Raw genomic sequence first — 14313 nt, forward strand, 5'->3', positions numbered from 1 at the left:
GGGGAAGCAGGGGGACATGGCAGCTGAACAAATGGCCGGATCGGGTGACGGTCTTTCCCACAACGGCGGGGATGTCCACAGGGGTGGCCCCCGGGAGCTGCCGCCCGCCCGTCCGCTGGACGCCATCGACCGCGACATCCTGCACATGCTCCAGACCGACGGCAGGACCTCGATACGGTCGGTCGCCGAGCGCGTCCACGTCTCGCGCGCGAACGCCTACGCCCGGATCAACCGGCTCATCGACGACGGGGTGATCCGGGGCTTCAGCGCCCGCGTCGACCACGAGAGGGCGGGGCAGGGCGCCTCCGCGTACATCACCCTGAAGATCGTCCAGAACTCCTGGCGCACGGTCCGCGAGGAGCTCCAGGCGCTGCCGGGGGCCGCGCACATAGCGCTGGTCAGCGGCGATTTCGACGTACTGCTGCTGGTGCACACCCCGGACAACCGCACCCTGCGCGAGCTGGTCCTGACGAAGATCCAGTCGATCCCGGAGGTGCTCAGCACGCGCACGCTGCTGGTCTTCGAGGAGACCGACCTGGACCCGCAGCGCCCGGCGCAGGACTGACGCCTCGGCCCCCGGCCCAGGCCTGCGACCGCAGCGCCCGGCGCAGGACTGAAGCGTCCCGCGCCGGGAACGCGCCGGAAACGGACCTGAACCGACCGGGCCCTCAGCCCGTACGCAGCCCGTCGAAGGCCATCCGTACGACCGTGTCCACCAGCTGCTCCTGCTCCGCGCCCCCGTCCGGGTGCGGCCGGTACCACTCCACCAGCGAATTGATCATCCCGAAGAGCAGCCGGGTCGCCAGCCGGATGTCCACGTCCGCCCGCAGATCACCGTCGGCCGCCGCCGCCTTCAGCAGATCGGCGACCCGCTGGTCGAACTCGCGCCTGCGCTCCAGCGCCCACCGCTCCGTCTGGGTGTTTCCGCGCACCCTCAAGAGGAGGGTCACGTACGGCAGTTCCGCCATCAGCACCTCGACGGTGCGCCGCGTGACGTGCTCGACGCGCTCGATGGCCCGCCCGCGCTGCGCCCGGGGCTCCTCCAGGGCGGCGAACAGACCGTCCAGCGCCCGGCTGACCGCCCGCCGCAGCAGTTCCTCCTTGCCCGCGACGTGGTGGTAGATGGACGACTTGGAGATCCCGGCGGCCTTGGAGAGGTGCTCCATGGACGTGCCGTCGTAGCCGCGCTCGTTGAAGACGTTCACCGCCACGGCGAGCAGCGTCTCCGGGGTGTACGTGTCCCTCTTGGCCGCACCCGGCCGGTCCGTCGTGGTCATCCGGTGCTCTCCTCCTCGGGCGCAGACGCCTGGTCGGCGTACCCCTGCCGGTAGTGCGCGAGCGACGGGGCGTAGCGCCCGGTGGGACAGCGCTGGTGCATCGCGGTGAGCAGGTCGAAGGACCAGTCGCCGGTGAGGTCACGACCCCATTCCAGCGGCCCGCGCGGGTAGTTGACGCCCAGGCGCATCGCGGTGTCGATGTCACCGGCACTGGCGACACCCTTGGCCACGGCATCCAGTGCGAGGTCGACGAGCATCGCGACGGTGCGCGCGACGATCATCCCGGGGACGTCGCCGATGACGCTGACGTCCTTGCCGAGCGCCTGGAAGAGCCCGATCGCCTCCGCGAGGGTGTCCTCGGAGACGTCGTCGGAGGCGGCCAGCGCGATGCGGGTGGCGGCCCGGTAGTCCAGGGCGAGGTCGAAGTAGACGACGTCGTCGTACTCCACCGAGGTGTGCCCGTCCACGGGGGCGAGCTGACCGCCGCCGGGGAGGCCGATGTAGGGGCCGCCGGAGGCCAGTTGCTTCACCTCGATGCCGTCCGCCTCCTGGAGCATCGCAAGCACCTCGGCGGCGGGCCCGAAGTCACCGGCGACGGTGACCTGCGCGGGCGCCGGCTCCGGTGGTGCGGTCTGCGGCTCCGGCTTCGCGCTGCCTTCTGCGTACGGGAACCAGCCGTGCCCTGACTTGCGGCCAAGCCGCCCCGACTCCACCAGGCGGCGCTGCGGCAGCGACGGCACGAACTTGGGGCTCTGGTGGAACGCCTCCCACACGGAGCGGGAGACGGCCTCGTTGACGTCCTGGCCGATCAGGTCGGTCAGCTCGAAGGGGCCCATCCGGAAACCGCCGGACTCGCGCAGCACGGCGTCGATGGTGGCCGGGTCGGCGGCCTGCTCCTCGTACACCGCGAAGGCCTCGGCGTAGAAGGGGCGGGCGATCCGGTTGACCAGGAAGCCGGGGGTGTCGGCGCAGCGCACCGGGGTCTTCCCCCAGGCGAGCGCGGTGTCGTACGCGCGCGTGGCGGCCTCGGCGTCCGTCGCGAAACCGCTGACGATCTCCACCAGGGGGAGCAGGGGCGCGGGGTTGAAGAAGTGCATGCCGACGAAGCGCCCCGGGTGCTTCAACGCGCCCGCGACGGCGGTCACCGACAGCGAGGAGGTGTTCGTGGCGAGCAGGCAGTCGGCGGCGACCAGCTCCTCCAGGGAACGGAACACCTGCTGCTTCACCTCCAGGCGCTCCACGATCGCCTCGACGACGAGGGCGGCGTCGGAGAGGTCCCGCAGGTCGTCAGCAGGGTGCAGCCGGGCCAGCGCCGCGTCGGCGTCCGCGCGGACCAGCTTCCCCTTCTCCACGAGCCGTTCCACCCGGGAACGCACCGAGGCGTCCGCGGCGGCGGTGCGCTCGGCGTCGACGTCGAAGAGTCGGACGGGGTGCCCGGCGAGGAGGGCGACCTGGGCGATGCCCTGCCCCATGGTCCCGGCCCCGACGACGGCGACGGTGCGGGAGCGCTCGATTTCTGTCATGCGCCAATCCTCCAGGACGGGTTATCCACAGGTTTACGTCGGCCCCCTTGTCCCGACCGATCGTTCGGTTACTCTAGCCGTGTCCGCCCGTCACAGCCCAGCCCGAGCCGCATCCCGCACCGGGACCGCACCCGGCCCGAGCGGGGCCCCCAGCCCGGACCACACCCGGCCCGAGCCCACCTTGAAGCCCATCTCGACGAGGAGTTGGTCCGCGCAATGCAGTCGCAGCAGAAGCTGACGCAGCTGACCGAGACCCACCGGCCCACACTCGACCAGGCCCTCGACGCGATCCGCACGCGCGCCTACTGGTCCCCGCACCCCGAGCACCCCAAGGCGTACGGCGAGAGCGCGGCGGCCGACGGCCTCGCGGCGTTCGAGGCGCTGAAGAACACCCGCTTCGACCTGGGCGACCAGCCGGGCACGGACGGCTGGGTGGGCGGCTCCGCCGCCGAGGGCGGCGAAGTCTCTCCGTACGGGCCGGAGTTGGGAATCTCCTACCCGCACGCCGACCTCGACGTCCTGCTGCCCGCCCTGCGCGCGGGCATGGGTGCCTGGCGCGACGCGGGTCCCGAGGCGCGCGCCGTGGTGTGTGTGGAGATCCTGGCCCGGATCAACGCCCGCACGCACGAGTTCGCGCACGCGGTGATGCACACCAGCGGCCAGGCCTTCATGATGGCGCTCCAGGCGGGCGGCCCGCACGCCCAGGACCGCGGCCTGGAGGCGGTGGCGTACGCCTACGTCGAGCAGACCCGGGTGCCCGCCTCGGCCGACTGGTCGAAGCCGCAGGGCAAGCGCGACCCGCTGAACCTGGCGAAGTCCTTCACTGCCGTCCCGCGCGGCATCGCCCTGCTCATCGGCTGCAACACCTTCCCCACGTGGAACGGCTACCCGGGCCTCTTCGCCTCCCTGGCCACCGGCAACCCGGTCCTGGTGAAGCCGCACCCGCGCGCGGTGCTCCCGCTCGCCATGACGGTGAAGGTGGCCCGCGAGGTCCTCGCCGAGACGGGCTTCGACCCCAACCTGGTGGCACTGGCCGCCGAGCGCCCCGGCGAGGGCATCGCCAAGACGCTCGCCACCCGCCCCGAGATCAAGATCATCGACTACACGGGTTCCTCCGCCTTCGGCGACTGGCTGGAGGCCAACGCCCGCCAGGCGCAGGTCTACACGGAGAAGGCCGGCGTCAACACGGTCGTCGTCGACTCCACCGACGACTACCAGGGCATGCTCTCCAACCTGGCGTTCTCGCTGTCCCTCTACAGCGGCCAGATGTGCACCACCCCGCAGAACCTGCTGATCCCCCGCGAGGGCATCACCACCGACGCGGGCCCCAAGTCGTACGACGAGGTGGTCGGCGACCTCGCGAAGTCGGTCGGCGGCCTGCTCGGCGACGACGCCCGCGCGAACGCCCTGCTGGGCGCGCTGGTCAACCCGGACGTCAAGGCCCGGCTGGAGGCGGCGGCCGGTCTCGGCGAGGTCGCCCTGCCGTCCCGGGAGGTCGCGCACCCGGACTTCCCCGAGGCCACGGTCCGTACGCCCGTCATCGTCAAGCTGGACGGCGCGAAGCCGGACGCGGAGGCGGCGTACCTCTCGGAGTGCTTCGGCCCGGTGTCCTTCGCCGTCGCCGTGGACTCCACGGCCGACGCCGTCGAGCTGCTGCGCCGTACGGTCCGCGACAAGGGCGCCATGACGGTCGGCGCGTACACGACGTCCGACGAGGTGGAGCGGGCCGTCGAGGAGGTCTGCCTGGAGGAGTCCGCGCAGCTCTCGCTGAACCTGACGGGCGGGGTGTACGTCAACCAGACCGCCGCGTTCTCCGACTTCCACGGCTCCGGCGGCAACCCGGCCGCGAACGCCGCACTGTGCGACGGCGCGTTCGTGGCCAACCGCTTCCGGACGGTGGAGGTACGCCGCCAGGCCTGACGGCGGCGTACGCACCGGAAAACCGAACGCCGTGGTTCGCGCCCCCCAACGCGGACCACGGCGTTCCCGGTGCGTCACCCGGGCCAGGACGACTCACGTCACGACGGCTCAGGCCAGGACGGCCCGGATCAGGACCGCTCAGGTCAGGACGGCTCCGGCACGTCCGCGTACCGCTGCACCCACGCGTGCATCGCGATGGCCGCCGCGGCCCCCGCGTTGATCGACCGCGTCGAGCCGAACTGGGCGATCGAGCACACCATCGACGCATGTGCCCGCGCCTCCTCGGTGAGCCCCGGCCCCTCCTGCCCGAACAGCAGCACACACCGCTTCGGCAGCACGGTCCGCTCCAGCGGGACCGCCCCCGGCAGGTTGTCGATACCGATGATCGGCACGCCCTCGGCGGCCGCCCACGCGGTCAGCGACTCGGTGTCCGAGTGGTGGCGCACATGCTGGTAGCGGTCGGTGACCATGGCCCCGCGCCGGTTCCAGCGCCGCCGCCCCACGATGTGGATCTCCTTGGCGAGGAAGGCGTTCGCGGTCCGGACGACCGACCCGATGTTGAAGTCGTGGCCCCAGTTCTCCACGGCCACGTGGAAGTCGTGCCGCCGGGTGTCCAGGTCGGCGACGATCGCCTCCCGCGTCCAGTAGCGGTACGGGTCGACGACGTTGCGCCGGTCGCCGTGCGCGAGCAGCTCGGGGTCGTAACGCTCGCCCACGGGCCAGGGCTCGGGGTGCGGGCCGACACCGATCCCGTCGCCGAAGCCGTCGTCGTACTGGACGGGGTCCGCCTGGACGGGTTCCGCCTGCGCGGGCTGGGCGGACTCTTCCACCGGGATGTTCTCGCTGCTCACCCCACGAGCGTACGGGGCTGCTCGACGGCCTCGGGACGCCGCTGCGGGGCCGTGCGCGAGACAGGCAGCACCCGGTCCCGGAGCCGCCCGGCCCGGCCGCCCAGCCACACCAGGAACACCGTCGGCAGGAACACCGCGTCGGCGGCGATCATCGCCAGCGAGAAGAACGGCAGCCCCAGCAGCACCGCGATGCTCGCGTGCTCCACGATCATCAGCGCCAGCAGGACGTTCTTCACCCGCCGGTTGAACAGCGTGAACGGGAACGCGACCTGCACGATCACCGTTCCGTACGTCACCAGCATGACCATCGTGCCGTGCGAGGCGAGCTGCTCGGACAGCCACGGCCAGGGCGTGAAGTAGTCCAGGTTCATCGGGTAGTAGACCGCGGTGCCGTCCTGCCAGCGCGAGCCCTGCACCTTGTACCAGCCGGCCGTCGCGTAGACGAAGCAGACCTCGACGATGATGATCAGCAGACCGGCGTTGTGGACGAGGTTGGCGACGACGTCCGCGAGCCGGCGCGGCTCACCGTCGGCGAACCGGCACGCGGCCCACCACCCCAGGTGCGCGAGCAGCAGCGCCCAGAACACCAGCGCCCAGCCCCAGCTCAGCAGCCCCAGGAAGGTGACCACCGCGAGGGCGACCCCGAGCACCGTCCACAGCGCGGGCCCCACCCGGTCCCGTACGACAGCGGCGACGACACCCCCTGCGGCCTTCACCCGGCGCGCGTCCAGCGACCACACCTGGCCGCAGCGCGTGAGCACCAGGTACATCGCCATCAGGTGGATGACGTTGTCGCCGCCGTCGCCCATGAAGACGCTGCGGTTCATCAGCGACAGCACGCCGATCATGAACAGCACGGACATCGTCCGGGTGCGCCAGCCCACCAGCAACAGTGCGCTGGAAACGATCGCAAGGACGTACACGAGCTCGAACCACAGGGTGCTGTCGTTCCAGATCAGCACGGTGAACGCACCGTTGTCGGCGAGGATCTGCTGCCCCATGTCGAAGCCCCACGGCCCCTGGGGCCCGTACAGCTCGTGCCGGTGGGGCAGCTCGCGCAGCAGGAACAGCAGCCAGGTCGCGGAGAACCCGATGCGCACTATCGCCGTCTGATACGGGCCGAGGGCCGCGGCGGTGACGCGCTGGACGCCCCGCTGGAGCCACTGCTGCGCCCGGCCGGGCAGGGTGCCGGGACGGAGGCTCCGGGCGGGGAACCTCGTGGCACGCGTCGCGCTCGTGGCACGCGTCGCGCTCGTGGCACGCGTCGCGCTCGTGGCACGCGTCGCGCTCGTAGCACTCGTGGCAGAGGGCTTCTGGGCGGTGCTCACTTGGTCACTCCCGCCTCGTCGGCGACCTTGGTCAGGTCGGCCTGCGTCACCGTCCACCAGGGCAGCGTCCGGTACACCGGCTTGGTGGAGATCTTCTCGGTGGACCACGACGGCGGCTTCACCGAGGTCGTGGCGGAACGGACCTGGATGCGGACGACCCTGCCGCCCATGTCGAGCTCGGACATCCGCTCCAGGACGATGCGCCGGACGTAGCGTGCGGAAAGGTCCCCGCGCATGCCCAGCGACTCGTTCTTGTCGTTGTGCCAGTTCGTGTAGAAGTCCCAGCCGCGGCGCAGTTCGTTCTGGGCGGTGTGGCTGGGCAGGAGGCTGCCGCGGATCTCCTGGGCGTCCTTGGCGGAGAAGTCGATCCACTCCGTGATGCGCCACTGGCCGCTCTTGGTCTGGATCTGGGCGCGGGACTGGACGGCGATGTTCTGCTGGAGCGGGTTGGGAGCGAAAAGCTTCCAGTTCTGCTCGAACTCGGGGTTGATCCAGTCGCTCACTGCCTGGTTGTGCTCTTTGGAGATCGTGTTCGACGGCGCGATGTGCAGGAAGACCATGCCCAGGTGCACGAGCGCGGTGACGCCGACCAGGGCGAGGGCGAGGGCCGCGACGATCTGGAGGGGGAAGGACAGCCCGGCGATGCCGGGGGTCTCGGCGGGGGCCTCCTCGCCCGGGGCCTCCTCCCTCGGAGCGGCCTCGGCGGGGACGCCCTCGGCGGGGGGCGGCGGGGCGGTCGTGGACGCGCCCTGCGAAGAATCCTCGGCGGCGTCCGGGGTCAGGTCCTCGCCCCGGGCCTTGTCGTCGTACGAATCCATCCCGCCCCGATCAGCACGCGTCGGCCAGTTGTCCACAGAGGTTGACACCCTACGGGCCGTCGCCCCACCATTGAAGTCAATGAACCGAACGATCGGTCGGTCGGTGGCACAGGGGGCCAGGATGACGGCAGTGACAGAAGGGCAGACCCACCCCGCGACGGAGGGTCCGGGACGGACGCCTGCGGACCCGCAGACGACGGCGGACCCGCAGGCGACGGCAGACCCGCAGGCGATGTTCGACGCGGCCGTCGCCGCCGACGAGCGCATCGAGCCGCGCGACTGGATGCCCGACGACTACCGGGCCTCCCTGGTCCGCCAGATCGCCCAGCACGCGCACTCCGAGATCATCGGCATGCAGCCCGAGGCCAACTGGATCACCCGCGCCCCCTCCCTGCGCCGCAAGGCCATCCTCATGGCCAAGGTCCAGGACGAGGCCGGGCACGGCCTCTACCTCTACAGCGCCGCCGAGACGCTCGGCACCAGCCGCGAGGAGCTCCTCGACAAGCTGCACTCCGGCCGCCAGAAATACTCCTCGATCTTCAACTACCCCACCCTGACCTGGGCCGACGTCGGCGCGATCGGCTGGCTGGTGGACGGCGCCGCGATCACCAACCAGGTCCCGATCTGCCGCTGCTCCTACGGTCCGTACGCCCGCGCGATGGTCCGCATCTGCAAGGAGGAGTCCTTCCACCAGCGGCAGGGCTTCGAGTCGCTCCTCGCCCTCTCCCAGGGCACCCCGGAGCAGCACGCCATGGCGCAGGACGCGGTGAACCGCTGGTGGTGGCCGTCGCTGATGATGTTCGGCCCGCCCGACGACGAGTCCTCGCACTCCGCGCAGTCCATGCAGTGGAAGATCAAGCGGCACTCCAACGACGAACTGCGCCAGCGCTTCGTCGACATCGCCGTCCCGCAGGCGAAGGCACTGGGCCTCACCCTCCCGGACCCCGACCTGCGGTGGAACGAAGAACGCGGCCACCACGACTTCGGCGCCATCGACTGGGCCGAGTTCCGGGACGTCCTCAAGGGCAACGGCCCCTGCAACGAACAGCGCATCACCCAGCGACGCCGGGCCCACGAAGAGGGCGCCTGGGTGCGGGACGCAGCAGCGGCGTACGCCGGCAAGAACCGTAAGACCAAGGGGGAAGCCGCATGACCGGCACGGACAACCACCACGACTGGCCGCTGTGGGAGGTGTTCGTGCGCTCCCGCCGCGGACTGTCCCACACCCACGCCGGCAGCCTGCACGCCCCGGACGCCGCCATGGCCCTGCGCAACGCACGCGACCTCTACACCCGCAGGTCGGAGGGCGTCTCCCTCTGGGTCGTGCCGTCCGCCGAGATCACCGCCTCGTCCCCCGACGAGAAGGACTCCTTCTTCGAGCCGTCCGGCGACAAGCCCTACCGCCACCCCACCTTCTACGCGATCCCGGACGGGGTGAAGCACCTGTGACCGCCACCGTCGTCCGCACCGCGGCCCTCGCCCTCGGCGACGACGCCCTCGTCCTCTCGCACCGCCTGGGGGAGTGGGCCGGCCATGCCCCCGTCCTGGAGGAGGAGGTCGCCCTCGCCAACATCGCACTCGACCTCCTCGGCCAGGCCCGCATCCTGCTCTCCCTCGTCGGCGACGAGGACGAACTCGCCTACCTCCGCGAGGAACGCGCCTTCCGCAACCTCCAGCTGGTCGAACAGCCCAACGGCGACTTCGCCCACACCATCGCCCGCCAGCTCTTCTTCTCCACCTACCAGCACCTCTTGTACGGTCGACTGGCCGCCTCCGAGGGCGAGTTCGCGCCCCTCGCGGCGAAGGCCGTCAAAGAGACCGAGTACCACCGTGACCACGCCGAGCAGTGGACGCTGCGCCTGGGCGACGGCACCGCGGAGAGCCACGCACGGATGCAGCGCGCGGTGGACGCGCTGTGGCGCTTCACCGGCGAGCCGTTCCAGCCGGTCGAGGGGCTGGCGGAGGTCCCGCTCCTGGAAGAAGAGTGGCTCACCTCGGTCACCGCGGTGCTGGAGCGGGCCACGCTCACCGTGCCCGAGGGGCCCCGCACCGGGGCGTGGACGGCGGGCGCGGGACGGCAGGGCCTGCACACCGAGCCCTTCGGCCGCATGCTCGCCGAGATGCAGCACCTGCACCGCAGCCACCCGGGGGCGACATGGTGACGGACCACGAGACAGCCCTCGAAGACACCGCCCTGGAGGCCGAACTGCGCCGCCTGGCGGGCACCGTCCCCGACCCCGAACTGCCCGTCCTCACCCTGGAGGAGCTGGGCGTACTGCGCGCGGTGCACCTCACCGGGCCCGGCCGGGTCGAGGTCGACCTGACCCCGACGTACACCGGCTGCCCCGCCATCGAGGCGATGTCCGCCGACATCGAGCGTGTGCTCCACGACAGCGGCGGCATGGCCGAGGTGACCGTGCGCACCGTGCTCGCCCCCGCCTGGTCCACGGACGACATCAGCGACGAAGGACGCCGCAAGCTGGCCGCGTTCGGCATCGCACCGCCGCGCACGACGCGCGAGGTGAGCGGATCCGGGCCGATACCCCTCTCTCTGGCGATCCGCTGCCCGCACTGCGGGTCCGTCGACACCGAACTGCTCAGCCGGTTCTCCTCCACCGCGTGCAAGGCGCTGCGCCGCTGCGTGGCCTGCCGCGAACCCTTCGACCACTTCAAGGAGTTGTAGATGCCGTTCCACCCGCTCCGGGTCCGGGGCATCGAGCGGCTCACCGACGATGCGGTGGCCGTCACCCTCGCGGTGCCGCCCGAACTGCGCGAGACCTTCCGGCACGTGCCCGGCCAGCACCTGGCACTGCGGCGGATCGTGGACGGGCAGGAGATCCGGCGTACGTACTCGATCTGCGCCCCCGCGGCGAAGGCCCCGGACGAGCCGGTGCTGCGGGTCGGCATCCGCCTGGTCGACGGCGGCGCGTACTCCACGTACGCACTGAAGGAACTGCTGGTCGGGGACACCGTCGAGGCGATGCCGCCGACGGGCCGCTTCGTGCTGGAGCCGCGCGCGGGGTACTTCGCGGCGATCGTCGGCGGCAGCGGCATCACGCCGGTGCTGTCGATCGCGACGACGCTGCTGGCACGGCGCCCTGACGCCCGGTTCTGCCTGATCCGCAGCGACCGCACGGCGGCCTCCACGATGTTCCTGGAGGAGATCGCCGACCTGAAGGACCGCTTCCCCGACCGGTTCCAGCTGGTCACGGCGCTGTCCCGGGAGGAGCAGCAGGCGGGGCTGCCGTCGGGGCGGCTCGACTCCGACCGGCTGGCGGGGCTGCTGCCCGCGCTCCTGCCCGTCGCCGACATCGACGGCTGGTACCTGTGCGGGCCGCTCGGTCTGGTCGAGGGCGCCGAGCGGGCGCTGCGCGGACTGGGGGTCGGCCGGGACCGTATCCACGAGGAGATCTTCCACGTGGACGACGGCGCGGCCGCCGCCGCACCGGCCGCGACCGTGCCTGCCGCCGTGGGCGGCACCCTGACCGCCACCCTCGACGGACGCTCCGGGACCTGGCCGGTGCAGGACGGCGAATCGCTCCTGGAGACCGTGCTGCGGGCACGGGCCGATGCTCCGTACGCCTGCAAGGGCGGGGTGTGCGGAACCTGCCGGGCGTTCCTGGTGCGCGGCGAGGTCCGCATGGACCGCAACTACGCACTGGAGGAGGAAGAGACGGAAGCCGGGTACGTCCTGGCCTGCCAGTCCCATCCGGCCACCGGGGAAGTGGAGTTGGACTTCGACCGCTGAACAGACAGGCCCCGCGGCCGCCGCCATTCCCTTCCCGTAGAACGTGTTCTATCTTGACGCACCGTCAGATGTCGGTGTGTGCACGAGTACGGGGTGCGCGGGTACGGGAGGGCAGGGCAGTGGACTTCACCTTCACCGAGGAACAGCAGGCGGCCGCCGAGGCGGCACGGGCGGTCTTCTCCGGGGTCGCGCCGGACGCGGTACCGAGCCCGGCGCACACCACGGGCGCCGTCGCCGACGACTTCGACCGCCCGCTGTGGGCAAAGCTGGCCGCCGCCGACCTGCTGAGCCTGCTGCTGGCGCAGGAGCACGGGGGAGCGGGACTGGACCCGCTCGCCCTCTGCCTCGTCCTGCGCGAATCGGCGAAGGTGCTCGCCCGGGTGCCCCTGCTGGAGACGAGCGCGGTGGCCCTGACCGTACAGCGGTACGGGGACAAGGAGTTGGCGGGCGAACTGCTGCCCCCGACCGGACGCGGCGAACGGGTCCTCACCGCCGCCGCACACGGACGTACCGGACACGAAAGGGCCGAACTCGCCGTCGCCGCACGGCAGTCGGACGACTCGGGCTGGACCCTGGACGGCACGCAGACGGCGGTCCCCTGGGCGCAGCACGCCGACCTGATCGCGGTGCCCGCCCGCACCGGGGACGGCCGCACGGTCCTCGCCCTGATCCCCCGCGACCGCACCGGCGTCACCCTCGCCGACCAGGTCTCCACCAGCGGCGAACGCCTCGCCGAGGTGCGCCTGGACGCCGTACGCGCGGCAGCCCACGAGGTGATCACCGACCCGGCGGCCTGGGAATGGCTGCACGCCCTGCTCACCACCGGCACCTGCGCGCAGGCCCTGGGCCTCGGCGAACGCGTCCTGGAGATGTCCGCCGCCTACACCTCGCAGCGCGAACAGTTCGGCCACCCGGTCGCCACGTTCCAGGCCGTCGCCGTCCAGGCCGCCGACCGGTACATCGACCTGCGCGCCATGGAGGCCACCCTCTGGCAGGCCGCCTGGCGGCTGAGCACCGGCACGGAAGGGGCCCTGCCGCTGGCGGGCGACGTGGCGCTGGCGAAGATCTGGGCCTCCGACGGCGTACGCCGGACCGTCCAGACCGCACAGCACCTGCACGGCGGCTTCGGCGCGGACACCGACTACCCGCTGCACCGCTACCACGCCTGGGCCAAGCACCTGGAGCTCAGCCTCGGCCCGGCGGCCGCCCACGAGGAAACCCTGGGCGACCTGCTGGCCACCCACCCACTGGGGTGAGGTCCCACTACGGTTGAGGCACCACGGGACCGATGGCCCACCGGGCTCAGCCTCATGGGGCCGAGACGAACGTCAGAGCACGAACGCGGGGGCGTCGCCGTCGGCGACCATCGGCCGACCGGCGCCGTCCCACGCGAGCATGCCGCCCTCGATGTTGACCGCGTCGATGCCCTGCTGCACCAGGTACTGGGTGACCTGCGCGGAACGCCCGCCGACCCGGCACATCACATGGGCCCGACGACCGTCCGCCACCGCCTCGGTGACCTCGCCGAACCGGGCGACGAAGTCACTCATCGGCACGTGCAGCGCACCCTCGACGTGCCCGGCGGCCCACTCGTCGGCCTCCCGGACGTCCAGCACGAGGCCGTCGACCGGCACCGACGCGACGTCCACCGAGGGCATGGAGGCGAAATTCATGGGGTCAGGCCTTCTCTCATACACGCAGCTGCGCGCGACCACGCGCTACTGCACACGACTGCACAACACACTCAGCACACACGACGGCAGGCCACCCACGACCCCCATCGCCGCCCGGAACGCTACTGCACCCACCGGGCCAGTTCCGCCTCCCGCTCGGAGACCCGCGCGAGCAGCTGCTCCGCGATCTCCTCCAGGAGCCGGTCCGGGTCCTCCGGCGCCATCCGCAGCATCGACCCGATGGCGCTGTCCTCAAGATCCCTGGCGACGACGGTCAACAGCTCCTTGCGCTGCGACAGCCACTCCAGCCGGGCGTACAGCTCCTCACTGGCACTGAGCCGCGACTCGGGCACCGGCCCGGCCGCCCACTCCTCGGCCAGCTCCCCCAACAACGCCTCGTCGCCCCGCCCGTAGGCGGCATTGACCCGGGTCATGAACTCCTCCCGACGCGTACGCTCCTGCTCCTCCCGCGCCAGATCAGGATGGGCCTTGCGCACCAGCTCGCGGTACAGCTTCCGGGCCTCTTCGCTGGGCCGTACCCGCTCCGGCGGCCGCACCGACTGCTCGGTCAGCATCGCGGCACCTTCGGGCGACAGGCCCTCGGAGTCCATCCAGCCGTGGAACAGCTCCTCCACCCCCGGCATCGGCATGACCAGCGCCCGCAGCTCGTCCGCCTTCGCCAGATCCTCCGGGTCCCCGGTCTGCCGCGCCTTCGCCTCGGCGATCTGCGCATCGAGCTCGTCGAGCCGCGAATACATCGGCCCGAGCTTCTGGTGATGCAGCCGCGAGAAGTTCTCGACCTCGATGCGGAAGGTCTCCACCGCGATCTCGAACTCGATCAGCGCCTGCTCGGCGACCCCCACCGCCTTCTCCAGCCGCGCCTCCGGCCGCTCACCGGACCGTACGTCGTCTTCATTCGGGGTAACCGGTCCCCCGGCGGCATCCTGAGTCACCCATCCAGCCTACGGTCCTTCCGGGGATGGGCCTTCTTGGCCCTTCAGGAAGAGGGCTGAGGGCTTTACAGAAGGGTGGTGGGGGGCGGGTGGGGTTGGGGGGGGGGGGGGGGGGGGGGGCGCCCCCCCCGCCCCCCCCCCCCCCCCCCCCCCCCCCCCCCCCCCCCCCCGAACCGCAACCACCACCCCCACCGCACCGGAACTACTCCATCCCGTGAACCG

At 71.6% G+C, this 14313-nt stretch carries 15 protein-coding genes; 8 read left to right on the forward strand and 7 right to left on the reverse strand.

Annotation, left to right across the window (positions count from 1 at the left end; all coding sequences use genetic code 11):
• Positions 1-16: 16 nt before the first annotated feature.
• Entirely contained in the window at positions 17-565 is a 549-nt protein-coding gene (locus ACIO3O_RS08115) for an Lrp/AsnC family transcriptional regulator (RefSeq protein WP_401743324.1), read from the forward strand.
• Positions 566-668: 103 nt separating this feature from the next.
• Here ACIO3O_RS08115 and ACIO3O_RS08120 read toward each other — a convergent pair whose 3' ends face one another.
• Together ACIO3O_RS08120 and ACIO3O_RS08125 are read right to left on the reverse strand one after the other, a co-directional pair.
• Positions 669-1277: a TetR/AcrR family transcriptional regulator gene (locus ACIO3O_RS08120; protein WP_401743326.1), complete on the reverse strand. Its 609-nt coding sequence runs from the start codon at positions 1275-1277 to the stop codon at positions 669-671.
• Positions 1274-2800, reverse strand: a complete 1527-nt coding sequence (locus ACIO3O_RS08125; RefSeq protein ID WP_401743328.1) for a 3-hydroxyacyl-CoA dehydrogenase — start codon at positions 2798-2800, stop codon at positions 1274-1276. Before ACIO3O_RS08125 ends, ACIO3O_RS08120 begins: the two co-directional genes overlap by 4 nt.
• Positions 2801-3016: 216 nt before the next feature.
• On the opposite strand from ACIO3O_RS08125, the gene paaN reads away from it, so the two are divergent.
• Entirely contained in the window at positions 3017-4720 is a 1704-nt protein-coding gene (paaN, locus tag ACIO3O_RS08130) for a phenylacetic acid degradation protein PaaN (protein WP_401743330.1), read from the forward strand.
• A gap of 143 nt (positions 4721-4863) precedes the next feature.
• Here paaN and ACIO3O_RS08135 read toward each other — a convergent pair whose 3' ends face one another.
• The 3 genes from ACIO3O_RS08135 to ACIO3O_RS08145 are packed head-to-tail and all read right to left on the reverse strand — an operon-like array spanning position 4864 to position 7717.
• Positions 4864-5556 carry a TrmH family RNA methyltransferase gene (locus ACIO3O_RS08135; RefSeq protein ID WP_401743443.1) on the reverse strand — a complete coding sequence of 231 codons (693 nt, stop codon included), beginning with the start codon at positions 5554-5556 and terminating at the stop codon, positions 4864-4866.
• A gap of 11 nt (positions 5557-5567) precedes the next feature.
• Positions 5568-6899, reverse strand: coding sequence for an HTTM domain-containing protein (locus ACIO3O_RS08140; RefSeq protein WP_401743333.1), 1332 nt, complete (start codon positions 6897-6899; stop codon positions 5568-5570).
• The gene (locus ACIO3O_RS08145; RefSeq protein ID WP_401743335.1) at positions 6896-7717 is read right to left on the reverse strand and encodes a DUF5819 family protein; all 822 of its coding nucleotides are present in this window, start codon (positions 7715-7717) and stop codon (positions 6896-6898) included. Before ACIO3O_RS08145 ends, ACIO3O_RS08140 begins: the two co-directional genes overlap by 4 nt.
• 121 nt (positions 7718-7838) lie before the next feature.
• Here ACIO3O_RS08145 and paaA point away from each other — a divergent pair, with 121 nt between their 5' ends.
• The 6 genes from paaA to ACIO3O_RS08175 all read left to right on the forward strand — a co-directional run bounded on the left by paaA (position 7839) and on the right by ACIO3O_RS08175 (position 12721).
• A complete protein-coding gene (gene paaA / locus ACIO3O_RS08150; protein ID WP_401743337.1) occupies positions 7839-8870 on the forward strand; it encodes a 1,2-phenylacetyl-CoA epoxidase subunit PaaA in 1032 nt (343 codons plus the stop codon).
• Positions 8867-9166, forward strand: a complete 300-nt coding sequence (paaB, locus tag ACIO3O_RS08155; protein WP_401743340.1) for a 1,2-phenylacetyl-CoA epoxidase subunit PaaB — start codon at positions 8867-8869, stop codon at positions 9164-9166. The genes paaA and paaB overlap by 4 nt, the downstream gene beginning before the upstream one ends.
• Entirely contained in the window at positions 9163-9879 is a 717-nt protein-coding gene (gene paaC, locus ACIO3O_RS08160) for a 1,2-phenylacetyl-CoA epoxidase subunit PaaC (RefSeq protein WP_401743343.1), read from the forward strand. The genes paaB and paaC overlap by 4 nt, the downstream gene beginning before the upstream one ends.
• Complete coding sequence (gene paaD / locus ACIO3O_RS08165) at positions 9873-10400, forward strand: 1,2-phenylacetyl-CoA epoxidase subunit PaaD (protein WP_401743345.1); 528 nt, start codon at positions 9873-9875, stop codon at positions 10398-10400. The genes paaC and paaD overlap by 7 nt, the downstream gene beginning before the upstream one ends.
• Positions 10401-11465 (forward strand): 2Fe-2S iron-sulfur cluster-binding protein, encoded by a 1065-nt coding sequence (locus ACIO3O_RS08170; protein WP_401743348.1) that lies wholly within the window; start codon positions 10401-10403, stop codon positions 11463-11465.
• 119 nt (positions 11466-11584) lie between these two features.
• Positions 11585-12721, forward strand: a complete 1137-nt coding sequence (locus ACIO3O_RS08175) for an acyl-CoA dehydrogenase family protein (RefSeq protein ID WP_401743349.1) — start codon at positions 11585-11587, stop codon at positions 12719-12721.
• Positions 12722-12793: 72 nt separating this feature from the next.
• On the opposite strand, the gene ACIO3O_RS08180 is transcribed toward ACIO3O_RS08175, so the two are convergent.
• Together ACIO3O_RS08180 and ACIO3O_RS08185 are read right to left on the reverse strand one after the other, a co-directional pair.
• Entirely contained in the window at positions 12794-13138 is a 345-nt protein-coding gene (locus tag ACIO3O_RS08180; RefSeq protein ID WP_401743351.1) for a rhodanese-like domain-containing protein, read from the reverse strand.
• 122 nt (positions 13139-13260) lie between these two features.
• A complete protein-coding gene (locus ACIO3O_RS08185) occupies positions 13261-14091 on the reverse strand; it encodes a hypothetical protein (protein ID WP_401743353.1) in 831 nt (276 codons plus the stop codon).
• Positions 14092-14313: the final 222 nt, after the last annotated feature.

This window comes from Streptomyces sp. NPDC087440 (genome assembly GCF_044744005.1).
Classification (GTDB): Bacteria; Actinomycetota; Actinomycetes; order Streptomycetales; family Streptomycetaceae; genus Streptomyces.

Coding starts and splice junctions, on each gene's coding strand:
- ACIO3O_RS08115 (WP_401743324.1), top strand. CDS start 17: ATGGCAGCTGAACAAATGGCCGGATCGGGTGACGGTCTTTCCCACAAC.
- ACIO3O_RS08120 (WP_401743326.1), bottom strand. CDS start 1,277: ATGACCACGACGGACCGGCCGGGTGCGGCCAAGAGGGACACGTACACC.
- ACIO3O_RS08125 (WP_401743328.1), bottom strand. CDS start 2,800: ATGACAGAAATCGAGCGCTCCCGCACCGTCGCCGTCGTCGGGGCCGGG.
- paaN (WP_401743330.1), top strand. CDS start 3,017: ATGCAGTCGCAGCAGAAGCTGACGCAGCTGACCGAGACCCACCGGCCC.
- ACIO3O_RS08145 (WP_401743335.1), bottom strand. CDS start 7,717: ATGGATTCGTACGACGACAAGGCCCGGGGCGAGGACCTGACCCCGGAC.
- paaA (WP_401743337.1), top strand. CDS start 7,839: ATGACGGCAGTGACAGAAGGGCAGACCCACCCCGCGACGGAGGGTCCG.
- paaB (WP_401743340.1), top strand. CDS start 8,867: ATGACCGGCACGGACAACCACCACGACTGGCCGCTGTGGGAGGTGTTC.
- paaD (WP_401743345.1), top strand. CDS start 9,873: ATGGTGACGGACCACGAGACAGCCCTCGAAGACACCGCCCTGGAGGCC.
- ACIO3O_RS08170 (WP_401743348.1), top strand. CDS start 10,401: ATGCCGTTCCACCCGCTCCGGGTCCGGGGCATCGAGCGGCTCACCGAC.
- ACIO3O_RS08180 (WP_401743351.1), bottom strand. CDS start 13,138: ATGAATTTCGCCTCCATGCCCTCGGTGGACGTCGCGTCGGTGCCGGTC.